This is a genomic window from Parasedimentitalea nitratireducens (genome assembly GCF_057444295.1).
The window spans coordinates 217,852-242,046 of sequence record NZ_JBYAXC010000003.1 but is presented as its reverse complement, the minus strand read 5'-3'; the positions used below and the strand labels follow the sequence as shown (position 1 = coordinate 242,046).

The 24,195-nt window shown below is 56.8% G+C and carries 26 protein-coding genes; 14 read left to right on the top strand and 12 right to left on the bottom strand.

Going from position 1 to position 24,195, the window contains the following annotated elements:
• Positions 1-1,668, top strand: a complete 1,668-nt coding sequence (locus tag AC2T28_RS11845) for a ribonuclease J (RefSeq protein ID WP_486749199.1) — start codon at positions 1-3, stop codon at positions 1,666-1,668.
• Between the two features lie 185 nt (positions 1,669-1,853).
• Here the strand turns inward: AC2T28_RS11845 and AC2T28_RS11840 are convergent, their stop codons facing one another.
• A complete protein-coding gene (locus tag AC2T28_RS11840; protein WP_486749198.1) occupies positions 1,854-2,027 on the bottom strand; it encodes an RSP_7527 family protein in 174 nt (57 codons plus the stop codon).
• Between the two features lie 228 nt (positions 2,028-2,255).
• Between AC2T28_RS11840 and AC2T28_RS11835 the strand changes: the two genes are divergently transcribed.
• Both AC2T28_RS11835 and pyrF read left to right on the top strand, forming a co-directional pair.
• A complete protein-coding gene (locus AC2T28_RS11835; RefSeq protein WP_486749197.1) occupies positions 2,256-2,849 on the top strand; it encodes a histidine phosphatase family protein in 594 nt (197 codons plus the stop codon).
• Between the two features lie 126 nt (positions 2,850-2,975).
• Entirely contained in the window at positions 2,976-3,767 is a 792-nt protein-coding gene (gene pyrF, locus AC2T28_RS11830; RefSeq protein WP_486749196.1) for an orotidine-5'-phosphate decarboxylase, read from the top strand.
• Positions 3,768-3,830: 63 nt separating this feature from the next.
• On the opposite strand, the gene AC2T28_RS11825 is transcribed toward pyrF, so the two are convergent.
• The 3 genes from AC2T28_RS11825 to AC2T28_RS11815 all read right to left on the bottom strand — a co-directional run bounded on the left by AC2T28_RS11825 (position 3,831) and on the right by AC2T28_RS11815 (position 8,111).
• Positions 3,831-5,351, bottom strand: a complete 1,521-nt coding sequence (locus tag AC2T28_RS11825) for a DEAD/DEAH box helicase (protein WP_486749195.1) — start codon at positions 5,349-5,351, stop codon at positions 3,831-3,833.
• A 182-nt stretch (positions 5,352-5,533) separates the two neighbouring features.
• A complete protein-coding gene (locus tag AC2T28_RS11820; RefSeq protein WP_486749194.1) occupies positions 5,534-6,475 on the bottom strand; it encodes a glycosyltransferase family 2 protein in 942 nt (313 codons plus the stop codon).
• A 28-nt stretch (positions 6,476-6,503) separates the two neighbouring features.
• Positions 6,504-8,111 (bottom strand): peptide chain release factor 3, encoded by a 1,608-nt coding sequence (locus AC2T28_RS11815; RefSeq protein WP_486749193.1) that lies wholly within the window; start codon positions 8,109-8,111, stop codon positions 6,504-6,506.
• Positions 8,112-8,274: 163 nt separating this feature from the next.
• Between AC2T28_RS11815 and AC2T28_RS11810 the strand changes: the two genes are divergently transcribed.
• On the top strand, positions 8,275-8,631 hold the full coding sequence (locus AC2T28_RS11810) for a BrnA antitoxin family protein (RefSeq protein WP_486749192.1): 357 nt from the start codon (positions 8,275-8,277) through the stop codon (positions 8,629-8,631).
• 143 nt (positions 8,632-8,774) lie between these two features.
• Complete coding sequence (locus AC2T28_RS11805; protein ID WP_486749191.1) at positions 8,775-9,236, top strand: hypothetical protein; 462 nt, start codon at positions 8,775-8,777, stop codon at positions 9,234-9,236.
• Positions 9,237-9,239: 3 nt separating this feature from the next.
• Here the strand turns inward: AC2T28_RS11805 and AC2T28_RS11800 are convergent, their stop codons facing one another.
• Positions 9,240-10,244: a Hint domain-containing protein gene (locus AC2T28_RS11800; RefSeq protein ID WP_486749190.1), complete on the bottom strand. Its 1,005-nt coding sequence runs from the start codon at positions 10,242-10,244 to the stop codon at positions 9,240-9,242.
• Positions 10,245-10,439: 195 nt separating this feature from the next.
• On the opposite strand from AC2T28_RS11800, the gene AC2T28_RS11795 reads away from it, so the two are divergent.
• From AC2T28_RS11795 to AC2T28_RS11775, 5 genes are all read left to right on the top strand, one after another.
• Positions 10,440-11,219: an SDR family oxidoreductase gene (locus AC2T28_RS11795; protein ID WP_486749189.1), complete on the top strand. Its 780-nt coding sequence runs from the start codon at positions 10,440-10,442 to the stop codon at positions 11,217-11,219.
• Between the two features lies 1 nt (position 11,220).
• Positions 11,221-12,339 carry a hypothetical protein gene (locus tag AC2T28_RS11790; protein WP_486749188.1) on the top strand — a complete coding sequence of 373 codons (1,119 nt, stop codon included), beginning with the start codon at positions 11,221-11,223 and terminating at the stop codon, positions 12,337-12,339.
• 96 nt (positions 12,340-12,435) lie between these two features.
• The gene (locus tag AC2T28_RS11785) at positions 12,436-13,536 is read left to right on the top strand and encodes an ABC transporter ATP-binding protein (protein ID WP_486749187.1); all 1,101 of its coding nucleotides are present in this window, start codon (positions 12,436-12,438) and stop codon (positions 13,534-13,536) included.
• 43 nt (positions 13,537-13,579) lie between these two features.
• Positions 13,580-14,434: a GNAT family N-acetyltransferase gene (locus AC2T28_RS11780; RefSeq protein WP_486749186.1), complete on the top strand. Its 855-nt coding sequence runs from the start codon at positions 13,580-13,582 to the stop codon at positions 14,432-14,434.
• Between the two features lie 17 nt (positions 14,435-14,451).
• Entirely contained in the window at positions 14,452-15,639 is a 1,188-nt protein-coding gene (locus tag AC2T28_RS11775; protein ID WP_486749185.1) for a flavin monoamine oxidase family protein, read from the top strand.
• A 15-nt stretch (positions 15,640-15,654) separates the two neighbouring features.
• Here the strand turns inward: AC2T28_RS11775 and AC2T28_RS11770 are convergent, their stop codons facing one another.
• From AC2T28_RS11770 to AC2T28_RS11755, 4 genes are all read right to left on the bottom strand, one after another.
• Positions 15,655-16,476, bottom strand: a complete 822-nt coding sequence (locus tag AC2T28_RS11770) for a TauD/TfdA family dioxygenase (RefSeq protein ID WP_486749184.1) — start codon at positions 16,474-16,476, stop codon at positions 15,655-15,657.
• 65 nt (positions 16,477-16,541) lie between these two features.
• Positions 16,542-16,727, bottom strand: coding sequence for a hypothetical protein (locus AC2T28_RS11765; RefSeq protein WP_486749183.1), 186 nt, complete (start codon positions 16,725-16,727; stop codon positions 16,542-16,544).
• A gap of 215 nt (positions 16,728-16,942) precedes the next feature.
• Positions 16,943-18,100: an AAA family ATPase gene (locus AC2T28_RS11760; protein ID WP_486749182.1), complete on the bottom strand. Its 1,158-nt coding sequence runs from the start codon at positions 18,098-18,100 to the stop codon at positions 16,943-16,945.
• Positions 18,093-18,905, bottom strand: coding sequence for an RNA ligase family protein (locus tag AC2T28_RS11755; RefSeq protein ID WP_486749181.1), 813 nt, complete (start codon positions 18,903-18,905; stop codon positions 18,093-18,095). The genes AC2T28_RS11760 and AC2T28_RS11755 overlap by 8 nt, the downstream gene beginning before the upstream one ends.
• A gap of 367 nt (positions 18,906-19,272) precedes the next feature.
• On the opposite strand from AC2T28_RS11755, the gene AC2T28_RS11750 reads away from it, so the two are divergent.
• Positions 19,273-19,599, top strand: a complete 327-nt coding sequence (locus AC2T28_RS11750) for a hypothetical protein (RefSeq protein ID WP_486749180.1) — start codon at positions 19,273-19,275, stop codon at positions 19,597-19,599.
• Between the two features lie 333 nt (positions 19,600-19,932).
• On the opposite strand, the gene AC2T28_RS11745 is transcribed toward AC2T28_RS11750, so the two are convergent.
• Complete coding sequence (locus AC2T28_RS11745; RefSeq protein WP_486749179.1) at positions 19,933-20,421, bottom strand: DUF4329 domain-containing protein; 489 nt, start codon at positions 20,419-20,421, stop codon at positions 19,933-19,935.
• A 149-nt stretch (positions 20,422-20,570) separates the two neighbouring features.
• On the bottom strand, positions 20,571-20,945 hold the full coding sequence (locus AC2T28_RS11740; RefSeq protein ID WP_486749178.1) for an SH3 domain-containing protein: 375 nt from the start codon (positions 20,943-20,945) through the stop codon (positions 20,571-20,573).
• A gap of 168 nt (positions 20,946-21,113) precedes the next feature.
• Between AC2T28_RS11740 and AC2T28_RS11735 the strand changes: the two genes are divergently transcribed.
• The 3 genes from AC2T28_RS11735 to AC2T28_RS11725 all read left to right on the top strand — a co-directional run bounded on the left by AC2T28_RS11735 (position 21,114) and on the right by AC2T28_RS11725 (position 23,685).
• Positions 21,114-21,749 (top strand): DUF1007 family protein, encoded by a 636-nt coding sequence (locus AC2T28_RS11735; protein ID WP_486749177.1) that lies wholly within the window; start codon positions 21,114-21,116, stop codon positions 21,747-21,749.
• A gap of 1 nt (position 21,750) precedes the next feature.
• Positions 21,751-22,677: a nickel/cobalt transporter gene (locus AC2T28_RS11730; protein ID WP_486749176.1), complete on the top strand. Its 927-nt coding sequence runs from the start codon at positions 21,751-21,753 to the stop codon at positions 22,675-22,677.
• 189 nt (positions 22,678-22,866) lie between these two features.
• Entirely contained in the window at positions 22,867-23,685 is an 819-nt protein-coding gene (locus AC2T28_RS11725; RefSeq protein WP_486749175.1) for a DUF2189 domain-containing protein, read from the top strand.
• A gap of 70 nt (positions 23,686-23,755) precedes the next feature.
• Here the strand turns inward: AC2T28_RS11725 and AC2T28_RS11720 are convergent, their stop codons facing one another.
• On the bottom strand, positions 23,756-24,193 hold the full coding sequence (locus AC2T28_RS11720) for a hypothetical protein (protein ID WP_486749174.1): 438 nt from the start codon (positions 24,191-24,193) through the stop codon (positions 23,756-23,758).
• Positions 24,194-24,195: the final 2 nt, after the last annotated feature.

The following is a 24,195-nucleotide window of genomic DNA, read 5'->3' as shown; positions in this document are numbered from 1 at the left end:
ATGAGCACTGAACGATTGATCTATCTGCCCCTGGGTGGGGCAGGCGAAATTGGTATGAACGCCTATGTCTATGGCTATGGCAAACCCGGCAAAGAGCGCCTGATCCTGGTGGATCTGGGTGTGGCTTTCCCGGATATGGACAGCACTCCCGGTGTTGACCTGATCATGCCTGACATGACCTGGCTACAGGAACGGGCTGACCAGCTCGAAGGCATCTTTATCACCCACGCCCACGAAGACCACATCGGTGGCGTGGCGCATATGTACAGCAAGCTGAAGGCGCCGATCTTTGCGCGTGCCTTCACCGCCAATATTGCCCGTCGCAAGATGAAAGAGCACGGCCACCCTGAGGACGCTGTTCGCACAGTTTCGGCTTGGCCGGAAGTGACCAAGCTGGGTCCCTTCACCATTGGTGTCGTGCCGATCTCGCACTCGGTGCCCGAAAGCGGCGGTATGGTAATTGATACGCCTGCGGGTCGCGTGTTGCATTCGGGCGATTTCAAAACCGATCCAACTCCGATTGTGGGTGAGCCCTTTGATCCCGATCTGTGGCGTGACCTCAGCAAGGGTGGGGTACAGGCGCTGATGTGCGACAGTACCAACGTGTTCTCTCCCAACCCTGGCCGATCCGAGCTGGAGCTAGGCCCCGAAATCACCAAGCTGGTACAGGACGCCAAGGGTATGGTTGTCGCCACCACCTTTGCCTCCAATGTGGCGCGGGTGAAAACACTGGCCGAGGCCGGTGAGCGCGCAGGGCGGTCTGTTGTCCTGCTGGGCCGTGCCATGCAGCGCATGGTCGAGGCTGCGGTTGAAACCGGTGTTCTTACCGATTTCCCAAAAGTGGTCAGCCCCGAAGATGCCACTCAAATGCCGCGTGAGAACGTGATGTTGCTGGTGACCGGCAGCCAGGGCGAACGCCGCGCTGCCTCAGCACAGCTGGCGCGGGGCAAGTACCGTGGCCTGCAGCTAAAAGAGGGCGATCTGTTCCTGTTCTCGTCGAAAACCATTCCCGGCAACGAGAAGGGCGTGATCAGCATCATGAACCAGCTCTCGGAAAAGGGTGTGGATATCGTAGACGACAGCTCGGGTCTGTATCATGTGTCGGGTCACGCCAACCGTCCAGATCTCGAAACGCTGCATGATCTGGTGAAGCCGAAAATGTTGATCCCAATGCATGGTGAGCACCGCCACCTGCGCGAACACTCGCGGCTGGGCATCAGCAAAGGCATGTCCAGCTCAGTTGTCGTCAACGGTATGATGATGGACCTGACTGGTGATACCCCTGTGGTGGCTGAATATGTCGACACTGGCCGTACATATCTGGATGGTTCGGTCAAGATCGGCGCCATGGATGGTATCGTCCGCGATCGTATTCGCATGGCCCTGAATGGCCATGTTGTAGTGACTGTGATCATGGACGAGGACGACGAACCCCTGGGTGAACCATGGTGTGACATCAAAGGTCTGCCTGAGATGGGCCGCTCCAAAGCTGGCTTGGTCGAGGTTCTGGAAGCAGACCTGGATCAGTTCCTGAAGCGCGCCAACAGCAAGACGCTGCGGGATGATGACAAGCTTGAAGAAAGCCTGCGCCGCGTGACCCGCCAGACCTCGCAGAATGAAATCGGAAAAAAGCCCGAAGTCACAGTTGTTGTCAGCCGTATGCGCTGACAACACACCAAGCCCTGAATACTAAAACGCCCCGGTTAATCAAAACCGGGGCGTTTTTCGTGAGTGGTCTTCGGTCGTCTATAGCGTTTCGATTTTAATCTGAAACAACGGGAATTACTTAACGCGTTGAAATCTTTGATTTCAGGCAGCGTTGAGTGATCCAAGTTTAATCGACAACGCCTAAATTAGGCTGGGTGCGAGCGGTGAAACAGGCTCACAAACTTGTGCGGGATCGCCGCAATCTTCTGACCCAAGGCGCGCATCAGGTCGTGCAGGGCTTCGCTACGCAGCTGGTGCGCACGCGCTTCGATGGCGCGGATGTCAGCGTGGGTCAGGTTCGGTGTGTCAAACTGGGACATGTGTTTTCTCGCGGATTTGAAATCGAGTGTCATTGCTTGAGACACCAGATAAGCGAGTTCAGGCACGATGACATCGGCCAACTTGGCAATGCCGCCATGCAGCAAGTGCAAACGTTCGTTAACAGAGTCCTAAGGTGTGGTCACATGGGTCTGCCTGTCCTTGGCCTATAGCCGCCCTATGAGGGAAGAGCGTTTGCACTGAGCAATGTGCGGTGCAATACAACCCAAATGGAACACTGCACAAAAACCACGCAAGAATTTATGTTTGTCCGCCATGGGCAAACGGACTGGAACTTACAAGGTCGCCTGCAAGGGAGGTCCGACCAGCCGCTCAACCAGACTGGCATAGCCCAGGCTGAAACCTCAGCCAACTTTCTTGTAGATCAATCAATTGACGTCATTGTCAGCAGCCCACTTCTGAGAGCACATCAAACCGCAACGATCATTGGCAATCGTCTCGGCGTGCCGGTCTTGATTGACGATGACCTGATAGAGCGCAACTTCGGTGTGTTCGAAGGGCAGCTGCTTAGTGAGATCGTTCCCGCCGATGCCTCAGTACTAGAATTTGTGACGATGGAAAATATCTCGGCGGATAGCGAGGCTTGGGCCAATGTTTGCAATCGCGTTTCCGCGAGTGTGAACAACTGGCAGAACGAATATCGGGGCCAACGTGTGCTTTTTGTCAGCCACTATGGCGTTATCAGCGCGCTGTGCCAGAACCTGTTCGGGGCAAAGAAACCTGCAAAGAACGCCGTGCCCTATCGTTTTTCACGTTGTGAGGAATGGAGCATGTCTGAGGTGAATACCAGCGCAGCGAGTTAAGTCAGCACGTCGGCCCCAATGACAAAGGCCGCTTCAAAGGGCGTGAAAGCCGCCTTTGTAATCTAATGGAAGCCGAGCATAGCCGTTGCTATGTTCGATCTGTATTTTGCAAAGGAAAATTAAGCGATGTCGCTTGTCAGTGAACTGTCCACTAGATCCAGATCCGACCTTACAAGATGCGTAGGCATTGATCCCACACCTGATACCCTCAGGGCTTGGGGGCTGGACGATACCGCAGCTGGCGCGCGCGCGTTTTCACTCGCCATGTTAAAGGCTGCAGCGGGAACTGCTCCCCTGGTAAAACCTCAGGTCGCCTATTTTGAACGCTTTGGAGCTGAGGGCTATTCGGTTCTAACCGAAGTCATCCATGAAGTCAGAAATCTTGGCCTGTTGGTGCTTGCCGATGCCAAGCGGGGTGACATCGGTCCCACAATCGATGCCTATGGCAGTGCGTGGCTGGGGCAGGGGGCTCCGATGCCGGTCGATGCAATCACGGTTATCCCGTATCTGGGGTTCGCGGCCTTAAGCCCATTGTTAGACCGCGCACATGATGCAGGGGCTTATGTTTTTGTTGTGGCCCGGTCCTCGAACCCCGAAGGGAGAACATTGCAGGAGCATGGATCGCCCAAGCTTTGGCATCGCCTGCTTGAGGACATCGCTGACTGGGAGGCGACACGGGGGAACAGGACTGTTGGGGCGGTTGTCGGGGCAACGCAACCCGCTGATCTGCAATACGCACTTGAACGTTTGCCCGATGCCTATTTTCTAGCCCCAGGAATTGGCCAACAGGGCGCAACCCTGGACGAGGTTGCCGCGATAACAGAAGACCGCAGTCGGATCATTGTCAGCTCCAGCCGCGCCCTGGCTGCGCATGGTCCTGATGTGGCAAACATTCGCGCTGCGATATCGGCGACTTAGCCACGCAGAAAAAAAGACCGCCTCAACAGTGGGGCGGCCTTTGAAATTCGTTTGACTGTGGGTTTAGCCCGCGCGCCGCTCTTCAAAGCTAAGCGCGATAAAGCTGGGCAGATGATCGCCCAAACCAACAACAACTTTGCCATTGTCACGACCACCGCGTGAGCGGTTGTTTGACGAACGAGACGAAGACTTGTTGTCCTTACCCTTGGATTGGCTGTCACCAGATCTGCTCCGGCGGTTTTCAGACTTGGTCTGACGCTCTTCTGAACCCTGCTGCGTGGTTGCCGCTTGGTTTTCATTGTCTTTTGACTTGTTGTCGTCAGACTTGGACGAAGACCGCCGACTGCGAGAGGTGTATTTCTTACCCTCAGTTGCGTCCTTAGCGGCGTCCTTGCTTTCAGAACTGTCCTTGGCTTTTTCAGCCTTGGCTGCCTTCAGCGGATTTTCCAGACGTGGAATTTCCTTTTGCACCAAACGTTCGATATCGGCGAAGTTCTTTTCGTCCTTGGGGACGCAGATCATCATCGCCTTACCATCACGTCCAGCGCGACCGGTCCGGCCAATGCGATGAACATAGTCCTCGGCATGGCCTGGAACATCGTAGTTGAACACGTGGCTCACGCTGGGCACATCCAACCCACGGGCGGCAACGTCTGACGCCACCAGAATGCGCAATCCACCTTCGCGGAACGCGTCCAGTGTTTTGGTACGCTGGCTTTGGTCCAGATCTCCATGAATAGCAGCGGCGTCATGGCCGTACTTCTTAAGAGATTTGGCTACGATATCCACGTCGACCTTGCGGTTGCAGAAGATGATCGCGTTGGTGCACTTCTCACCTTCGACGTCGATTAGTGTCCGCAGCAGCTTGCGCTTTTCACTGCCTTCGCGATCCCGGCGCGAGGCTTTGAACATGACAACGCCCTGTTCAATGTTCTCGGACGCTGTCGCCTGACGCGCCACTTCAATGCGGGCAGGGGCGGACAGGAAAGTATTGGTGATCCGCTCGATCTCGGGCGCCATGGTGGCCGAGAAGAACAGGGTTTGACGGGTCAGTGGGTTGGTCAGGCCAAAGATGCGTTCGATGTCGGGGATGAACCCCATGTCAAGCATCCGGTCGGCTTCATCAACCACCATGACTTTGACGTCAGAAAGAATCAGTTTGCCGCGCTCGAAATGGTCCAGCAGACGGCCAGGTGTGGCAATCAGAACGTCGACACCACGGTCAATGGCTGCGTCTTGTTCTTTGAACGACACGCCACCAATCAGCAGCGCCTTGGTCAGCTTTAGATGCTTTGAGTAGGTGTCAAAGTTTTCAGCAACCTGGGCTGCGAGTTCGCGTGTTGGGCATAGAACCAAGCTGCGTGGCATCCGGGCGCGAGCGCGGCCACGGGCCAGCAACGTGATCATTGGCAAGGTAAAAGAGGCGGTTTTGCCTGTACCTGTCTGAGCGATCCCCAAAACGTCGCGCCCTTCAAGGGCAGGCGGTATCGCATCGGCCTGGATCGGCGTTGGGGATTCGTATCCCGCTTCGTCGATAGCTTTGAGAACTTTGGGATTTAGATTCAGGTCAGAAAATTTCGTCATGTGTTTCCGCGTTTCGCGGACAATGGCTTGGCCCGCACGTACGTTAAAATGGCCGGACCCGGTTGGTCTGGTGCGACTGCACTGTCGGCTCGCGGCGGGGAATAACAAAAACCACAGCGTCGGTCAAACAAAGTCGCTCTATATGGGAAATAGTCCGCTTCTTGGGGCTTTTAAGAGACAATTCAGGTAAAATCAGGGAATTGTTTCTGACGTTTCCGCTCTAGCACAAGGTCCTTCTTCAGGATCATGCCCCGATCACTGAGCCGCTGGAACACCTCAGGGTCTTGTGCGCTGACTTCATCAAAGAATCGCTTTAGGCCGTCTACCCCTTGTTCTTCCTCGATCATACTCAAAAGCTCGTGCTTGCTAAGGCCCCCCAACAGGTGGTGAGAATCTGCACCTAGACTTGGCCGGTACGAACCGCGTTCCAATCGGTAACGGTACGAAGTTTGCCAATCCTCCCAATCCTCGTAGTGGTGGTGGCAAAGCCGAGCCTGTGTCAGGTCGACCATACCAGGATTTTTTTCGCCGCCTTGCAGGACATTGTGGATCCGGAAACGCACATTTTCCAGGCCAGTGCGTACAAACAGCTTACCGGCAACGTGGCTCATAAATCCGCCTTTTAGAAAGGCGGCGTAGGTAGGGTAGATTTCACGGACCTGCGCTTCGCGGTTTCTACTGCCAGGAACTGCTGTTTTATAGAGGTGCTCGCGTCCAGGCAGATATTCGATTGGATAGACACGACCACAGTTCACGTCAGCGGGCAGTTGTGACAGAATTTGAGATAAGTCGTTGTCAGTCCACAAAAACTCATCAACGTCGATATGCGTGATCCAGTCAGTCTGGATCCGGTTATAGGCATGGGTTGCGTTCAAGGTCTGGCGGTATTGATGGCCGTCAGGGCGATCGCATTTGCGGCGCTTCCAATAGCTCTCGTCACAGGTGTGAACGCGGATCTTGGGGTGGGCCTTGAGATGGGGGAACACCTCAGGGTTGGGTTCATCCAGATAGATGTGCAAACGTTGCGCGCCAAGATCCAGATGATAAGCCGCAAAATTCAGGATAGAGATCGCTGGGGCCTTGATCGTTGCCACAACGCCCCAGCTTGATGCGGTTACCGCCATATTCCATCCTTGTCGGTGTGAACTTGCTTTAAACCATCATTTCTTTTGTCGCGGTCAGTTTCAAGTCCGGATAATCCCGTTCCACCCTGTCGATATCCCATTGAAGACGCGTGAGATAAACGATGTCGCCATCGTGGTCATGGGCGATATGCTGGCTGTTGGCAGTGGTGAATTTATCCAGCGCCTGCTTTTCTCCAGCAACCCAGCGGGCCGAGGTGAATTGGCTTTGCTCAAACCGCACAGGCAGGCCGTATTCCATTTCGATCCGGCTGGCCAAAACCTCAAACTGAAGCTGGCCGACAACACCGACGATAAAGCCCGATCCGATAGAGGGCTTGAACACCTTAGCGGCGCCCTCTTCGGCGAACTGCATCAACGCCTTTTCCAAGTGTTTGGATTTCAGAGGATCCCCTGGGCGAACGCTTTGCAACAGTTCTGGCGCGAAGGATGGAATACCGCTGACACGCAGGGCTTCTCCCTCGGTCAGGGTGTCACCAATGCGCAGCTGACCGTGGTTGGGAATGCCAATGATATCACCGGCCCAGGCCTCTTCTGCCAGTTCCCGATCTGAGGCCAGGAACAGCACTGGGTTCGAGATCGCCATCGGCTTTTTGGTGCGCACGTGGGTCAGCTTCATGCCACGTTTGAAGTGGCCGCTGGCCATACGAACAAAGGCAACGCGGTCGCGGTGTTTGGGGTCCATGTTGGCCTGAACCTTAAACACAAAACCGGCAACTTTTTTCTCTTCCGGTGCGATGTTGCGGGGCTGTGCCGTTTGGACCTGTGGTTCGGGTCCGTAGTTGGCAATACCGTCCATCAACTCTTTGACACCAAAGGAATTAATCGCGGATCCAAACCAGATTGGGGTCATGGTGCCGTCTAGCAGGGCCTGTTGGTCCAGTGCTGGCATCAGTTCACGCGCCATTTCAAGCTCTTCCAGGAACTTCTCCAGCAGATGCTCGGGCACGTGTTCCGCAAGCTTGGGGTCGTCCAAGCCGTTGATTTCAATGCTTTCCGCAACCTTGTTCCGGTCGGCGCGGTCCATCAGTTCCAGACGGTCGCGCAGGATGTCATAACAGCCGACAAAGTCACGTCCAACCCCGATGGGCCAGCTGGCCGGGGTTACGTCGATGGCCAGGTTTTCCTGAATTTCATCAATGATATCAAAGATGTCCCGGCTTTCGCGGTCCATCTTGTTACAGAACGTCAGGATCGGCAGGTCACGCAGGCGGCAAACCTCGAACAGCTTTTGAGTCTGGCTTTCCACACCCTTGGCGCCGTCAATCACCATCACCGCAGCATCCACCGCCGTCAGCGTGCGATAGGTATCTTCGGAGAAATCAGAGTGACCAGGCGTGTCCACAAGGTTGAACCGGAAGTCCGCGTAATCAAACGACATTGCAGAGGCCGAAACCGAGATGCCGCGGTCTTTTTCCATTTGCATAAAGTCGGATCGCGTACGCCGGGCCTCGCCCTTGGCGCGGACCTGTCCAGCCATCTGAATCGCGCCACCATAAAGCAGAAATTTTTCGGTCAGAGTCGTCTTACCCGCATCCGGGTGCGAGATGATCGCAAAGGTGCGGCGGCGGGCGATTTCGCTCGGCAATTCGGGGCGGTTTGTGGCGGTATCAGACATGAGCGCGCGTATAGGTAAGAAACGCCCCAGAAGCAAGGAAAACGCAGGGCACAAAGCGTGCACCGCATATGCACCGGGCATGCACCGTTCGCTGTGCTTGCGCTGGGTTAACCATTTGGGCGCAAACTGCTGACCCCCGCAACAGGCAGAAAGCTGTGATACCATGCGCCTTACTCAGAAAACCGCCAGCACTGAAATGCAGTTGGAGCTGGAACACCACCAGGATGCCATGCGCCGCGAGTGGCTGGATAAAAGCCTGCCCGAGAACTGGAGCTGCATGGACAATTGGGAGCGGCTAGACCGGGAAAAGACCCGTGTGACCATTCGGCTGGATGCCGACATGGTGCGCTGGTTTCGCAAACTTGGGCCTGGCTATGGTCGCCGGATCAACGCGGTGCTGCGCATCTACTGGATGGCGCTGTTAGGAGGCCATATCGAGGCCTATGTCGGCGACGATGTCACGCCACGCCTGTTCCTGAACGCCCATGCCAAGGTGCGGGAGCTGGAGGAGGGGCGCTAGAGAAATCTGCGACATTTTCCTAATGTCAGAAACTGTCAGGAGGGCTGGTGTAGTCTGTTGACCTAAGGATGATGGTTGTTCTAGTTATGTTCTCCTTTCTTCGGCGTGGGCCAAGGGAGAGAATCGAGGGAATAGGTGTGGATATGGATGAGAGTGTTTTTGCCGATTGTGTCACCGCGCAGGTGGGCTTGTTGCGGGCTGGTAAGCTACTAGAGGCTTTTGATCAGTTCTTTGCCGCTGACGGCGTGATGTTTGCCAATGATGCGCTGTTTGCCAAATGCGCGGATGAGGGACGGCGCAAGCAGGTGCCGTTTATTTCCTCGGCAGCGACCGTTGACGGCATTATCACGGATGTGAAGATCGTGGCGGACCAGCAGATCTGTGTGTTTCGCAACAAGACCAGTTTCTGCACATCCGAAGGCATCCCACATCAGATTGATGGGCTGGTCTGGCAGCAGTGGCGCGACGGCAAGATTGCCGAAGAGCGATATTACGATGGGCGGCATATGCGGCTGCTGATCACCCAGGGGGTGCTGAAACATCCGGAGATGATGATAGAGGATTATCGCCGTCCCTATGGGCTGGAACTGGCCAAGGCGGGGTGACGTTTAGCGCAGCGAGGCGCGTTTTAGCGCGTCGATGGCGTCAGGGCGGTCCAACAGGGTTTTCTGAACGTCCAGCCCATGGTCGTCGCGTCGCCCGTGGCGCGGCATCTTGGATGAAAGCTCGGCCAGCAATGTTTCGGGCAGCGCCGGTTTGGTGACCGGATCAATCAACAGGGATTCGGCAGCGATGCCCTCGGCATAGATGATGTGATGACGATCAAACAGGATCTGGAAATAGTCGACAAAGCCACCTTCGCGCACCACCACGGTGTCGCCGTTGACCAAGTGGCGGGCCTTGACCAGCAGCTCGGATGTGCCGGCGCCAATCTCGTCGCTGCGCTGATATACAAACAAGCGGTGGTCGGGGCTGACCAGCAGGTCATGCTCGTTGTTCAGAGCCTCGGCCTGGATCAGCACGGGCGCCATGCCGCCGGTGGCCCGGTGGGTGGTCTGGCCGATCCAGCGCACCATCTGCGGGCCATCGTCGCGGGTCAGCACTCGGTCGCCGGGCTGCAACTGTTCAATTGGCACCTGTGCGCCCGAGGCCATGGTGATATGGGTGCCGCGGCTAAAAGAAACACTGGCCACCTGGGCCAGTTTCTTGCGGGCACCGTCGATTTCTGTGCGCACCAGAACATAGTCGGTCTGCGGCAGGATTGGAGCCAGAGGCAGCAGGAAGATGGCGGCGATCATGCCCTCTTCATCTACCTCGACCAGCACCAGTGCCTCGCTGATTTGCCCGTCTGGCGACATCAGGCTGAGCGAGCAATCCAGATGCAGGACTGCGCCTGGCGTGCCCAGTTCGGTATTTTCGGACACCAGCAGGGTGTTGTCATGTTGGGCCGACAGCGACAGACGCTGAGGCGCGGTAGAGGGAGACAGCTGATAGGTGTCATCCAGCATCAACTCGTCATGAACCCCAAGGCTGTCGCCCATATTGGCCCCAACCTCGACACAGAATTGCGAGGCGGGGTAGGCGAGGACCGATTGGATATGACCGTGTTCCATAAGCACTGGGAGACCTTGGGTTGGTTGAACTAAAGAAATATGGGGGCAATTGTGCCCTTCGTCTATGGGTGTAAGCCGGAAATGTGGCAGCGGCTGGACCAGATAACGCAGATTTGCGGGCGGGTGGACTGGTGAATCGTCCGGGCCCGGTGCAAGGATTGCCAAAATTGAAAACCGTTAAGGGGGAGAGAGATCATGGATCTGGGAATTAGCGGCAAGCGCGCGCTGGTTTGTGCCAGCAGCAAGGGGTTGGGCCTGGGCTGTGCCGAGGCGCTGGCTGAGGCAGGTGTGAATCTGGTGATGAACGCCCGTGGATCTGAGGCGCTAGAGGCCTCGGCGCAGGGTATTCGCGAGCAGTATGGCGTGGATGTGGTCACGGTTGCAGCTGATATTGCAACAGAAGAGGGGCAGGCCAAGGTATTGGCTGCTGCAGAAGGTGTTGATATTCTTGTCAACAATGCGGGTGGGCCGCCTCCGGGCATGTGGAGTGACTGGGATCGCGACGATTTCATCGCGGCACTGGATGCCAATATGCTGGCCCCGATTGCGCTGATGAAGGCGCTGCTTCCGGGGATGATGGATAAAGGCTGGGGCCGGGTGGTCAATATCACTAGTGTATCCGTGAAGGCGCCGATTGCGGTGCTGGGCCTGTCAAATTCAGCGCGGGCTGGTTTGACCGGTTATGTGGCCGGGACTGCACGGCAGGTGGCCGGGCAGGGGGTGACCATCAACAACCTGCAGCCGGGTATTCATGCCACAGATCGCGCGGTGGCTCTGGATACTGGGGTTTCATCGCAGCAGGGGATTTCAATGGAGGACGCCAAAGCACAGCGCAGTGCCACCATTCCGGCCGGGCGGTATGGCACCCGTGGAGAGTTTGGTGCGACCTGTGCGTTCCTGTGCTCGCAACATGCCGGGTTTATCGTAGGCCAGAACATCCTGCTGGATGGCGGCGCCACAAACACGGTGATGTAAGATGGCCAGTGGCTTTTCGCTGAAGGATCAGCTGTTTAACCAAGACAAGACCCGTTATTTGGCGGGTCTGTTTGCCGGTGCGGATGCGGGGTTTGATGCCCAAGCGTTTGAAGCGGGGGTGATGGAGCGGTTGCTGGAGTTGGAGTTGAAGCAGCGGATTTCCTGGATTGCTGAGGTTCTGGGCATGATGCTGCCAAGGGAGTTGCCACAGGTGGCGGATACTCTGCGCGCGGCGCTGCCCGAGCCGCTGGATCCCAGCAAGACGGATGATGACTTTGGCGATTTCATCTTTGCGCCGCTGGGTGAGTTTGTGATCACCAAAGGATTGGAAGATCACCGAGAGCTGGCGCTGGATTTGATTGAGGAGATTACCAAGCGGTTTTCGATGGAATGGGCGATCCGCCCGTTTCTGAACCGTTGGCAAGCTGAGACGCTGGAGCGGATGCAGGGCTGGGCGGTGCATGAAAATTATCATGTGCGGCGACTGGTGACAGAAGGCACGCGGCCGCGGCTGCCCTGGGGCGAGGCGGTTGGTCTGGAGTTGCACGATCCGCTGACTTTGTTGGATGTGCTGCACCGCGACAAGACCCGCTATGTGACCCGGTCGGTGGCAAATCATCTGAATGACATCACCAAAAAGGATCCCGATCTGGTGATGGATCGGCTGGAGATGTGGCAAGAGCAGGGACATCAGGTACGCAAGGAGCTGGATTGGATGACAAGCCATTCCTTGCGCGGACTGGTCAAGGCGGGGCACCCACGTGCGATGAAGATGCTGGGCTATGATCCTCAGGCGGAACTGGGGGCCAAGGTGGAGCTAAAGGCGCAGAGTGTGCGCATTGGTGAGGCGCTGGAATTTTCTTGTTCTCTGAGCGCGGCCAACGACTTACCGGTGCTGGTGGACTATCGGCTGCATTTTCAACGTCCTAATGGCAAGGTGTCAGCCAAGGTATTCAAGTTGAAACAGGCGAAACTAGCCAATGGAGGCCTGACCCTGAAAAAGCGGCATCCGTTGAAGGGCAATGCCAGCACCTTTACGCTGGTGCCGGGTGAACATCGCATCGAGTTGATGGTCAACGGACAGGTGCGGGACGAGACCGTATTTGAGCTGCTGGCATAGAGGGCGGCATCTTGCACCTGACAAGCGGGGTTGATATCTGCGCGGGGAAAACCGATGGTTTTCCTCGGTAATTGTCAATGAGGCTGCACCCAGACCATGAATACTGTTCCTGATGCCCTGTTGATGCCATCACCCCGCCTAGAGATCCGTAACATGGTGCGCCATTTTGATGGGCGGGCTGTGGTGGATGATGTCTCGCTGAGCATTCAGGCCGGGCAGGTGACCTGCCTACTGGGGCCATCTGGCTGTGGCAAGTCAACCACCCTGCGGATGATCGCCGGGGTTGAGATGCAGGATAGCGGCGAGATCTATGTTGATGGCAAGTTGATCTGCGACACCATTTTCCGGGTGCCGCCCGAGCGGCGTGAGATTGGCCTGATGTTTCAGGACTTTGCCCTGTTTCCGCATCTGAGCGTGGCCGACAATGTCGGCTTTGGCCTGAAGGGCAGCAAGGACGAGAAGCGACAGCGGGTCGAGGAGCTGCTGGCGCGGGTGGATTTGCTGCGGTTTATCGACGGCTTTCCGCACCAGCTGTCAGGGGGCGAGCAGCAGCGGGTGGCCTTGGCACGCGCGCTGGCCCCGCGCCCTCGGATCATGTTGATGGATGAGCCATTTTCGGGGCTGGACAACCGCTTGCGCGATGGCATTCGCGACGAGACCCTGAGCCTACTGAAAGAAGAAGATACCGCTGTTTTGCTGGTCACCCATGAGCCGGAAGAGGCGATGCGGATGGCGGATGAGATCGCACTGATGCGCGGGGGTAAGATCGTGCAACAAGGCGCTCCCTATAACGTTTATAACCGGCCAGTGGATCACGCGGCAGTGGCGTTTTTCAGCGATACCAATGTGTTGCAGGCGCGTGTTCAAGGAGCGCTGGCGGAGACAGCATTTGGAGAGTTCCTGGCGCCTGGGCTGCCGGATGGCACCGATGTGGACATCGTGTTTCGCCCGCAGCATCTGAAAATTGACTTTGATCGCGCGGGATCTGGCCCGCTGCCCACACCCAGCGACGGCGTCGCTGCGCGGGCGACGGTGCTGAGGGCGCGGTTCCTGGGCCATGAAAGCCTGATCGAATTCAAGATGGATCATGATGGATCGGTGTTGAAAGCAACGGTGCCGAATGTGTTCATACCCGAGGCCGGGCGGGTGATGTGGCTGACGGTGAAACGCAATCGTTGTTTTGTGTTTGCCCGCTGACTGTGCCAGCCTGCAGTCTTGAGCGGATTGCTGTGAGGGTGCAATGGAACAAGAGTACCGAATACAGGTGATGACACCGGATGACTGCCAGCGGGCCGTAGACTGGGCTGCGGCAGAGGGCTGGAATCCGGGTGCGCAGGATGCCGGGTGTTTTGCGAGAGTTGACCCCCAGGGGTTTTGGGGCGGCTGGATTGGCGACGAGATGATCGCATCTATTTCAGTGGTCAACTACGGGTCATCTTTTTCCTTTTTAGGCTTTTACATCGTTGCGCCGCAGTGGCGCGGGCAGGGCTATGGTCTGCAGTTGTGGCAGCAGGCGCTGGAACACGCCGACAGCCGCGTTGTGGGACTGGATGGCGTTGTGGATCAGCAGGACAACTATCGCGCCTCGGGGTTTGCGCTGGCCTATCGCAATATTCGCTATGGCGGGGTTTCAAAGGTAATCGAGGCCGGACCGGTTGTGGGGCTTGAACTGCATCGGACCAGTGATGCTGATGCGGCGCTTTTGGCTCTGGATCGCTGTGTATTTCCGGCTGCGCGGGATGCGTTTTGGCAAGGCTGGTTGCAGGCGCCTGGCCACGTGACGGTTCAGGCGCGGCGGGATGGGAAAACCGTTGGATTTGGCACCATTCGTCCCTGTCAGGAGGGCTATAAGATTGGCCCCTTGGTGGCCGAGGCGCGCGATGTGGCCGAGGCGGTGTTGGCGCGGTTGTTGGCGGCTGTTCCACCGGATGCCGAGGTGTTTTTGGATGTGCCTGAGGTGAACGCAGATGCGGTGACGTTGGCGCAGGATCTGGGGTTGGCGCCGGTGTTTGAAACCGCGCGGATGTATCGCGGGCAAGCGCCTGAGCTGGAGGTTCAGAAAGTGTTTGGGGTAACAACCTTTGAGTTGGGATGAGATCAAAGGGCGCTTGGATGGATGAGCTGACCAGAAAACAGTTTCTGAAACAGTGCTTGGCGCTAGGACTTAGCAGCTCATTAGCGACGGCACTGAGCACGCCCCAAGGACAGGCCTCGACTGTGCGGCCCAAGGTTGTGGTTATTGGTGCGGGGGCGGCTGGATTGACCGCGGGCTACTTGTTGCGCCGGGCTGGGGCGGATGTGCAGATTGTCGAGGCTTCAAACCGTATCGGCGGGCGGGTCAAGCGGCTGCGTGGCTTTGCGGATTTTCCTATCGATCTGGGAGCGGAATGGATCCATGAGGATCCCGAGGTGCTGGAAGAGATTGTGGATGACCCATCTGTTTCTATGGATGTCGAGACGATTGAGTATGCGCCGCAGACGTTTCAATCCTGGGTCAAGGGCCGCCTAAAACAGCGCAACTGGATGCGGCGGGTTTATTCCGAGCATAAGTTCAAATCGACAACCTGGTATGGGTTTCTGAAGCGGTTCATTGTGCCCAGCATCCGTGACCGGATCCATTTGAACGCGCCGGTTGCCAGTATCGACTACACCGGGCAACAGGCGCGGGTGCGCACAAAAACTGGCATAGTGTTCCGGGCGGATCGGGTGATCGTCACGGTGCCTGTCACCATGTTGCAGCGGGATAAGATCCGGTTTGATCCGCCGGTACCTGCAGAGCAAAGCCGAGCCATTCGCGGCATTGTCATGGGCCATGGCATCAAGGTCTTTTTCGAGTTTTCCAAGCGGTTCTATCCGGACATTCTGATCTTTGACCGGATCGCCAAGCTGATGGCGGGGGGCGATTACAAAACCGTCTATGACGCCGCCTATGGCAAAGACAGCGATCGGCATATTCTGGGCTTGTTTGTCATCAACGCCCAGGCCGCGCCCTATGTGTGGTTGAGCGACAAAGAGGTCGGCGCCAAAGTGCTGGGCGAGTTGGACCAGATCTATGATGGTCAGGCCTCGCGCTACTACGTCAAACATGTGGTGCAGAACTGGACCAAGGCGCCCTATGTTCAGGGCTCCTATAGCTATGATTTTGATGATGCCGAGTTTGACAGCATGGAAGAGATCTTGGCACCGTTACAGCAGCGTGTCTTCTTTGCTGGAGAGGCGCTGGGGGCGGAGGCGCAGGGTACGGTTCACGGTGCCTGCCAGTCTGCTCGGGAAACGGTTGAGAGGGTGCTGGCGCTCTAGGGCTGACGCCTAACGTCAGTCAAACCCCAAGTTCAGCGGGAAGCCGGTGTTTTCAGCCTTGCCATCAAGCGTGAGCCTGAGCAGCTTGCGATTTTCGTGTGCGGGGAATGAGGTGCGCGCATGCATGACCGAGGCGTTGTCAGCAACCAGGATCTGGTTTTCCTTTAGCCGGAACCGCACCTGATTTTCCGGGGCGTCGATGAAGTTTTTGATCTCGGCGAGGGTGGTGACCAGACTGGCGGGATTTAGGCCAAACTCGATCACGTCATCACATCGGAAGGTGAACATGTATTTGCCGTTGCCAAGGTAGTTTTTGTCAAACACGGGGCGCGAGGCCACGGCGTCGCCTCGTTTGATGGACAGGCTGCCAGGCGCGGATAGGCGGGCAAGTCCGGCTGGGTCAACGGCTTTCAGGTGATCATAGACTTTCTTGGAGCTGACCAGCGTGGTTTCGCCGCCGACACTGGATTGGCGGATACATTGCAGCAGAATGATGATCGGCGGCTCGTCCGAGTACACGCCACCGGTATGAAGCGGGTGATCAACGTGGCTGGCCCCAAGATAACCGTCGTGCCCCGGCAGGTTGGCGATGGTGGTGATGCCGTTGGGATCAGCGCGGTCATGGCCAACCAGATTGCCAAGATACGGACCAAGATCGATCAGATTGCGTTCGGGAGTATCTGAGGGGGCATGTTCCAGAATGGCGGCGCCGTACTCGTTGAACACCGAAAACAGCTGTGATTTTTCCCGCTCTGACATCTCGGCGACCGAGGCGACCTTGACCAGGAAATCAGCTGGTGTGTTGATGGCATCGAATGTTGCTTTGCAATTTGTCATAGTTCTCTCTTTCCTAAAATATGGTGAGATAAGTATTTTTGGGGCGGCTGCCCCGAGTAATGATTTTAAATCAGTGACGTGATCGGCTCCCAAACGAGCCGGATCCCTGCCAGACCAAGGAGGACATAGGAGATTTTCATAAACAGGTCCTGGCTGACAACCTTGTGAAGGCGAAAGCCGATATAGACGCCCAGGATCAGGGTTGGCATCTGGATGGTGAGCGCAAGTTGTGGCGCGACATAAAGCGACATCAATGGCACCCCAAGCCCCCGGCAAACCCGGCCTTGGAGACGCTGGTTAACGTGATCGCAAAACCCGCCACTATGAAAAATTCAATTGGTAGTTCCACGGGTTCCTCATTTGCCGAATACAACCCTACTTGGTTTTTACAGTCGCGCAGCGTCTGCTTTGCGCTCAATTGACAGAAGTCGTGAGCTGCATGGCTGTGGGCTTTAGGCGAAACGACCTAATGCGACGACGCCACAATCGACACATTATGGGCTTCCCACATTTCGGGTGGTTCCAGTTTCTGGGCCAGATGGGAGATCACCGCATCTGGAACAGCGTCGGGGCGATCCTTGTTTTGTCGGCGCAACTGGTCGGGGCTGACTTCAATGTAAATGATCTCGATCCGGGCGCAGTAGTCGCGTAGAAGTCGCAGAACTTTGGATCTGTTCTGACGGGTAACGTTGGTGGCGTTCCAGACAAAATCTGTGCCTGCTCGCAGATACTCTCTGGCCCGCTCTTGGGCGGCCTGGATGACCCGGCCTTGGTTGTCGGTGGCTGAAATGCCCAACTCATCCCGGATCAGGTCAAGGCTGACGACGGGGTGGTCCGGCCGATGTTTGGCAGCCCAAGTGTCTTTGCCTGCGCCGGGTAGGCCAGACATCACCGTAACAGTACATTTGTAGTCTTCAAAGGCTGCGTAAAACGGGTCACGGTCTTCAAGGTCAAAGAACGCAACGCGGCTTTCGTCGTTGGCGAAGGGGAACGGCCCTGTCATGCACCCCGCCTCTTGAAAGGTCAGCGTAGCAAGGTTGACACTTTCAAGGATTGCTTGTTGATCTTGACACAACCGCCCCTGTGCATCGGCTGTGGCGTGCAGGCACAGATGATCAGGTCGGCAGCGCCACGAGGTCTCGATTGCGAGCCGCAGCGGATCAGGCCGTTCAATCAGCCAGAATGGCAGTTGGTGGTTGGTGATAATCCCACAGAGCGCTTCTCGCCAGGCAAAGGGTGACCCGGCCTGCCACAGCAAGTGCCGGGCAATGCTGGCCCCCACGCGCGAATGGCCACGAGAAGAAATGCGTCCGCCTTCTTCGTGTTTGGTGACAGCAGGCTTGCCCACATCGTGCAGCACCGCCGCCCAAAACAGATAGCTTTGGTCGTGAGGTGAGAGCGCTTGCCATTCGGGGTTGGACACCAGTGCCTCGACCACCATGCGCGTATGGGTGCCCACATCGCCCTCGGCATGGTGGATCGGGTCTTGGGGGCAGCTGTCCAGTGTCGCCAATTCAGGCCATAGCGGCCAGATTGCAGCCCAATCGACCCGCCAGAGCGGGCCAGTTGGGAGCAGCGATAGCAGGTGGTCGTGGCTGACCGTGGGTTTCAAGAGCTTATGCATCATAGGCCCCTTTCACCCCAAGCACGGGGGCAAAGATATCGACCCCGTCGGCCAAGGCGTTCGGCAGGATCGGGCGGTCGTGCCAATGGCCATCCGCAGCCTCGATGGCTTGTATGAAATCGGCGCGGACAAACTTGAACCGGTCTTGTACCTGGTCTGCGTCTTCCAGTTTCAGGTAGAGACCTTCGGCCAGATCACTGTCTTCGGTCTGTTGATCGACCATATCCGGACGGCTGCCAGAGCGCGCGGCGGCTTGGGCCAGGGCCTGATGCCAATTCGCTGACTTGTAGGGCGTCGGGCGGGTCATGCTGTTGAGATGATCAACAGATGTAATCTCTCCCTGGTGCAGCAACGGGACGGGCATGATCGGCAGCCCTGTCAGCAAAGATCGCCGGGCAGCGGTGCTGAGAAACGCTCCGGTGTCGCGATCCAGGACGTCAAACTCCATAAAGTAATGGGGCAGGCGGTCGTAAAAGACCGTGTGCTTGGCGTACACCCATTCGCCGTACATCACAAAACGCGCCCCAAGCACCGGATGCAGGACATGGGCATGGGCCGCCGCCCATGTCTTGAGCAGGTCGAAATGACGCTCGCGGCCACCGCCAGTCAGGTAGTGACCTCGGCTTTGCAGCAAAAGGCTGCCAGCCCTGTCAAAAGAGATGGCAGAGTTGGCGCCGTCAAGCTTTTCTTCGACGATCAGAGTTTGGCCGCTGAGGTCTTTGATAGGTTTGTCATCCGCCATATCGCCCAGTTGAAGGCGCGAGCCTTCGATGTGCCGCGTCCGCGGGTATTTCAGAATATTCATAATAGTCTCGATGATGTGTTTGGTCGCAAAAAGACACCCGACTTACGCAGTCAGGGTCTTGGTTGAGATATGTGCGCGGCGATTACATCGTACTTCCGTGGGGTTCGGGGTTGAGACAGAACAGTGCGTATAGCGTTGGGTTGTGGATAAATCAACTGCAGGGTGTAAATGGGGGATTTCGCAACAGAAGCTTTGCAGAAGTGGTTGGCATTGCTTTGTTGGTTAGGCAGGTCCCAATCGCTTGCACTGAGGCGTGTAAATGAACGCTTAGAGCCCAGACCTACACAGACAAATACTTGAAAAAATGGGATTCCACGGCCAAGCTGTCTGCAACGAACGGTACGTAACGAAACAGTGGCCCCAAGCAATGAAAATCAAATGCACTTGCGGTGAGGTAATCCCTGATCAAACGGATTATCTATCGTACAAAGCTTACATTATTGGTGATAAGAACTATTTTTATTTCCTCGACACCATTGATGAAGCCATTGAAAGCAAAGAAGAAGATCGCGAAAAACTGTGTATGAGCGTCAGGCGAGCACTCCCAAGTCGTTTGGCTTGGGAGTGCCGTTCTTGCGGCAGGCTCTATCTCAGTGACGCCAAAGGCAATTCAGTCGAGTATCGCCCAGAAAATGGAAAAGCCAATCGGGTATTGGACCGGCCACGGTCAAGAGAAACGATTGGTACAACATAATCGCGGGGGGCCGCAAAGTCCGCACAGTCGCCGTTGTGCGGCCCCATGGTTGGAAGCAATCTCGATCAGCGTTAGAGAATACGCAAAGCCAGCCTTAAACCAGGCCTGAACTTTTACCAGCTCGCAGCAAAAATTTGAAACCTGTTTGAGTGTTGCTACCCAGTTAGGTCGTTTGACTATGGCCTAGCTTGGGGCGTGCCCCTCCAATGGGGCAGCTTTTCAACACCGTCTGTGTCTTACATGATGGCAAGGTACAGGTAGAGATCGCTGCATAGATTTGGAAAAACCTTAACTGGTAGGGGCGGTACGGTGTCACGGTACAATGGCGTCGATTTAGTACTGGCGCCATTCCAGATCTGACAGGGTGTAGCGCTGTTTGATGGGGCCCCATTCGCCGGGGACAAACGCGGGATCAGAAGGCAGGCAACCCAGGCCACAAAGTTGGCGGGCAGTGCCAGATTGGCCGTCGATGAACCACAATCGACCGCCGGGCGTGGAGACGTAGCCGTCAAGACCTTCCTCCATGTCGCCGATCAAATCATTGGATGAGGGCACCTCGCTGTCGGCATCCGGGTCAAAGCCTGCGTGGGTGTGGTAACTGGCGATGATTTCCACTGCACCGCGGGGGTCTTTGGGGCGGCAGGAGTCGCGTCGTCCTTTGCGTGGGGCCGAGGCGATGAGACCGCCGGTTTCGGTGAGCCCGATAATACCACAATATTCCCGGTTTTGGGCAAAGGAATTGGCCTGCAGGTTGGTCAGAATTTTGCGGGCAAAGGCTTGTTCCGATTGGGATTGTGCGAGGGCCGGGAGTGGCGCCAACACGCTTAGGACAAGGGCTGAGATTTTGGCAATGCAATTATTAGGCGTGAACACAATGCAATTCCTTCAATGTAGCCTGTCGTACCATAACCCAGCGCTAGCGAGTTTGAATTTGGTGTTTTTGATTGGCGGGTCGGGACTCTGGTAGCGCGTTAGCCGTAGATTGAGGTGAGGCTGTGCTGGTCAATCCAGCCACTGGCGCAGGCACCGCTGTAGGGGCGTTTTTTGGCAACGGAGATACCAACGCTGCAGCTTTCATCTAGCCCATCAATGACTCCGTCCCAACCATTGTGTTCGTCACAGCCGGACACGACGTGGCCAGCCTTGAGAACCTTGATGACAGGATATTCGGCCCCAGGGCCCGCGCGAAGTTTGGCGCCACCAGCGTTCACTTGCAGGCCGATGCTGCAGGTGCCGTGGTCGGTATCGGGAGTGAGCATGACAGGCATGGATTTCAGAGAGGTTTGCGCAGCCAGAGACCCACAGAGCAGGGTGGCGGCAGCGGCTAGAACAAGGGGCTTAGCCATAGTGGTGATCTCCTTTGCTGGGGAAAAGTGTAGCGAGCGCGGTTGTTAAAGCAATACGAGAAATTGGGGCGAGGGCAGGGCAAGTGTCTGTGAAAACAATAGGCTAGTTCCTGCCTGAACTTGGGGCGCATCTTGCCCCAGCCGCGACCTGGGCATAAGGAAGAGGGCATGAAACACTTTCTGTCCGTGCTTGCAGCTGTTGCCCTGATCCCGGTAAGCGCCGGGGCCCATCCGCATATTTTTGTCGACACCTCGCTGAGGGTGATTGTTTCGGACGCCGGACAGTTGGAATCGGTTGAGGTGACTTGGGCCTATGACGAATTCTACTCGCTGTTGATTTTTGAGGATCTTGAGCTGGATGCGGACTTTGATGGAGAGCTGACCGCCGAAGAAATGTCGAAACTTCAGGGGTTTGATCTGAGTTGGAGCGAGGGCTTTGAGGGCGATGTCTATGCGAGTAGGGATGGCGCACCGGTGACGCTGGGCTCACCCGAGCATCTTGTAACCGAGGTATCGCAGGGGCGTATCACAACGCAGCACCGGCGGGCGCTGGTTGAGACCGTCTCGGCCGAGGGTGTGAAGATCAAGGCCTATGATCCGACGTTTTACACGGCCTATAGGCTCGATCAGCGGCTGGAAGTGACCGGCAACTGCAACGGCAGCGCTACTCCGCCGGATCTGAATGCGGCCTATGACAAGGTTGAAGAGATGCTCTATGCGATGCCTGCGGATCAGGCCGAAGATGCCTATCCCGAAGTAGGCGAAGCTTTTGCCGATACCGTGAATTTGAGCTGCGAGGGCTAAGATGCGCTGGGGGATCTATCTGGCAGCAACAGTGATTGCGGGGCTTGCGGCCTGGCTGTGGCTGTTTGGCGGCGCGACCCTGGTGCTGGTCTGGGCCGCCGAGGGGCAGCGCGAGGTGCAGAATGCACTGGCCCGGGGGCTGCGCGCTCTGCGGGCCGGAGAGCCAGGAGCTTTTGCTGGATTGTTGACCTTATGTTTTGCCTATGGGTTCTTTCACGCGGCCGGGCCGGGGCATGGCAAGCTGGTGATCGGCGGCTATGGGCTGGGTAAGCCTGTGCCATTGATGCGGTTGGCGGGGCTGTCGGTTGCGTCCTCATTGGCGCAGGCGGCTATGGCGGTGCTGCTGGTGGTGGGCGGTTTGTTGGTGCTGGACTGGGGGCGCGAACAGCTTACCTCGGTTGCCGAAGATGTCATGGCGCCGCTGTCTTATGCCTTGATAGGGCTAGTGGGGCTGTGGCTGCTACTGCGCGGGCTGCGTAGACTTTTTGCGAGCCAAGTGGTTGCCCAACCTGCAACGGCCTGCGGGCATCAACATTCCCCTTCGCATGACCACGACGACGGAACCTGCCCCTCCTGCGGCCATCGGCATGGGCCTACACTAGAGGAAGCGGCCGAGGTGTCATCGCTGCGTGAGGCGCTGGCGATTGTTGGCGTGGTGGCGGTACGGCCCTGCACGGGGGCTGTGTTTCTATTGCTGCTGACCTGGCGCATGGGTATCCTGTGGGCGGGGATCGCCGGGGCTTTTGCCATGGGGCTGGGCACCGCTTGTTTGACCGTGGCGGTGGCGGTGGCGGCGGTGACCCTGCGCAAGGGGGCTTTGTTGCAGATGCAGGGAACGGCGGCCTTGCGCGCCGCTGCGGTGCTGGAGATACTGGCAGGTGCTGTAGTGGCCGGACTGGCACTGCAGATTTTGCTACGAGTGGTTTAGGGTAAGGGCCGGATCACCTGTTGCTGGGAAATTGACAATGGTCTGACTGGCGAGATGCGCAGAAAATACGGCCCCCTTGCCCCAATGCCTTGGCTGATGCACACTTATGTGCAGAGGGGATGCGCGCTTCACAGCTGGGTCATTTTGCAAACTGGCCAGCGTGGTGCCATGCTTTGGGAGGAGTATGCCATGACGTCCAAAACCTCGGGATCCAAAAGACCGCAAAAACTGCCGCCGCGGCCGACACTCATGCCCAAGGTCAACTCGCTGACATCGGTGGATATTACCGAGTCGCTCAAGGCCGGGTTTTCAGACTTTCTGGCACGCCCCGTTATGAGCGGTTTCTTTGGCCTATTCTATGCGGTGTTTGGCCTGTTGTTTGTCTGGAGCCTGTTCTGGCTCGGCAAAATCTGGATGATCCCGCCCGCCTTGGTGGGCTTTCCGCTTGTCGCGCCTTTTGCCGCTGCCGGGCTTTATGAAATGTCGCGCCGGTTGCAGAGGGGGGAGAGTTTCGGCTGGTCAGATATCCTTACTGTCATGGTCAAGCAGCGCAAACGCGAGTTGGGTTGGATGGCCTTTGTCACGCTGTTCATTTTCTGGTTCTGGATTTACCAGGTCCGGCTTTGGCTGGCGATCATCCTCAAGGATGCCTCGTTTTCGGATTTTGACGGTTTTTTGCACATCGTGTTCTTCACGCCCGAAGGTTGGACCTTCCTTGCAATTGGCACATGCGCAGGCGCGGTGCTGTCGGCCGCACTGTTCACGGTGACGGTTGTGGCGATGCCGATGCTGCTGGACCGCGAGACCAATTTTGTGACCGCTATGCTAACCTCGGTTCGCGTTGTCACGGAAAACCCGGTGGCCATGCTTACCTGGGCGGCGATTATCTCGATCACCATGCTGCTGTCGCTGGTTCCGGCTTTTCTGGGCCTGATCTTCACCTTGCCGATCCTTGGCCATACCACATGGCATCTTTACCAGCGGGCTGTGCCGCCAGAGAAAGAGTGATCTATCCGGTCACAACTATTGAGCAACTGCGCGGGTGGGTGAGGTCAGCCAAAACCATAAGGGACCATTGTCAGATCAGGGCATGGCCGTGATGCCTTAGGCGGAGGAAATAGACCGCGAATAGAAAGACAAAAACCACGTCGCCGCCAATGACCATAATTGCGAAATCTGTTGTCCAGCCGTTCAGATACATGACAAGCAAGTTCAGGGCAAAAAGCGCCTTACCCAGTCCGCCCATCAGCACCACTCCGGTATGGCGTATCGGATTGAAGGCGACCATGAGAAACCCAAGGCCGTATAGAAACGCCGTTCCCCAAGCGCCACGATAGATTGCAATCATGATCGGATCTGCCAATTGGCGGCTGAATTCGCGCTCGAACATTCCGGCGCTGTCATAAAGTCCCGGGAAGGCACCTGCAAAGTTCCAGATCGCCGAGATTAGAAATAAGATGCGATAGAACCCAAGCTCTTTTGCGCTCAGGCTGCGAGGTGTGTTTGGTGTTGGCATAT

Coding starts and splice junctions, on each gene's coding strand:
- AC2T28_RS11720 (WP_486749174.1), bottom strand. CDS start 24,193: ATGCCAACACCAAACACACCTCGCAGCCTGAGCGCAAAAGAGCTTGGG.
- AC2T28_RS11775 (WP_486749185.1), top strand. CDS start 14,452: ATGGATGAGCTGACCAGAAAACAGTTTCTGAAACAGTGCTTGGCGCTA.
- AC2T28_RS11795 (WP_486749189.1), top strand. CDS start 10,440: ATGGATCTGGGAATTAGCGGCAAGCGCGCGCTGGTTTGTGCCAGCAGC.
- AC2T28_RS11760 (WP_486749182.1), bottom strand. CDS start 18,100: ATGCATAAGCTCTTGAAACCCACGGTCAGCCACGACCACCTGCTATCG.
- AC2T28_RS11730 (WP_486749176.1), top strand. CDS start 21,751: ATGCGCTGGGGGATCTATCTGGCAGCAACAGTGATTGCGGGGCTTGCG.
- AC2T28_RS11780 (WP_486749186.1), top strand. CDS start 13,580: ATGGAACAAGAGTACCGAATACAGGTGATGACACCGGATGACTGCCAG.
- AC2T28_RS11800 (WP_486749190.1), bottom strand. CDS start 10,244: ATGGAACACGGTCATATCCAATCGGTCCTCGCCTACCCCGCCTCGCAA.
- AC2T28_RS11835 (WP_486749197.1), top strand. CDS start 2,256: ATGGAACACTGCACAAAAACCACGCAAGAATTTATGTTTGTCCGCCAT.
- AC2T28_RS11755 (WP_486749181.1), bottom strand. CDS start 18,905: ATGAATATTCTGAAATACCCGCGGACGCGGCACATCGAAGGCTCGCGC.
- AC2T28_RS11735 (WP_486749177.1), top strand. CDS start 21,114: ATGAAACACTTTCTGTCCGTGCTTGCAGCTGTTGCCCTGATCCCGGTA.
- AC2T28_RS11750 (WP_486749180.1), top strand. CDS start 19,273: ATGAAAATCAAATGCACTTGCGGTGAGGTAATCCCTGATCAAACGGAT.
- AC2T28_RS11840 (WP_486749198.1), bottom strand. CDS start 2,027: ATGTCCCAGTTTGACACACCGAACCTGACCCACGCTGACATCCGCGCC.
- AC2T28_RS11790 (WP_486749188.1), top strand. CDS start 11,221: ATGGCCAGTGGCTTTTCGCTGAAGGATCAGCTGTTTAACCAAGACAAG.
- pyrF (WP_486749196.1), top strand. CDS start 2,976: ATGTCGCTTGTCAGTGAACTGTCCACTAGATCCAGATCCGACCTTACA.
- AC2T28_RS11805 (WP_486749191.1), top strand. CDS start 8,775: ATGGATGAGAGTGTTTTTGCCGATTGTGTCACCGCGCAGGTGGGCTTG.
- AC2T28_RS11770 (WP_486749184.1), bottom strand. CDS start 16,476: ATGACAAATTGCAAAGCAACATTCGATGCCATCAACACACCAGCTGAT.
- AC2T28_RS11820 (WP_486749194.1), bottom strand. CDS start 6,475: ATGGCGGTAACCGCATCAAGCTGGGGCGTTGTGGCAACGATCAAGGCC.
- AC2T28_RS11845 (WP_486749199.1), top strand. CDS start 1: ATGAGCACTGAACGATTGATCTATCTGCCCCTGGGTGGGGCAGGCGAA.
- AC2T28_RS11825 (WP_486749195.1), bottom strand. CDS start 5,351: ATGACGAAATTTTCTGACCTGAATCTAAATCCCAAAGTTCTCAAAGCT.
- AC2T28_RS11785 (WP_486749187.1), top strand. CDS start 12,436: ATGAATACTGTTCCTGATGCCCTGTTGATGCCATCACCCCGCCTAGAG.
- AC2T28_RS11740 (WP_486749178.1), bottom strand. CDS start 20,945: ATGGCTAAGCCCCTTGTTCTAGCCGCTGCCGCCACCCTGCTCTGTGGG.
- AC2T28_RS11765 (WP_486749183.1), bottom strand. CDS start 16,727: ATGTCGCTTTATGTCGCGCCACAACTTGCGCTCACCATCCAGATGCCA.
- AC2T28_RS11810 (WP_486749192.1), top strand. CDS start 8,275: ATGCGCCTTACTCAGAAAACCGCCAGCACTGAAATGCAGTTGGAGCTG.
- AC2T28_RS11815 (WP_486749193.1), bottom strand. CDS start 8,111: ATGTCTGATACCGCCACAAACCGCCCCGAATTGCCGAGCGAAATCGCC.
- AC2T28_RS11725 (WP_486749175.1), top strand. CDS start 22,867: ATGACGTCCAAAACCTCGGGATCCAAAAGACCGCAAAAACTGCCGCCG.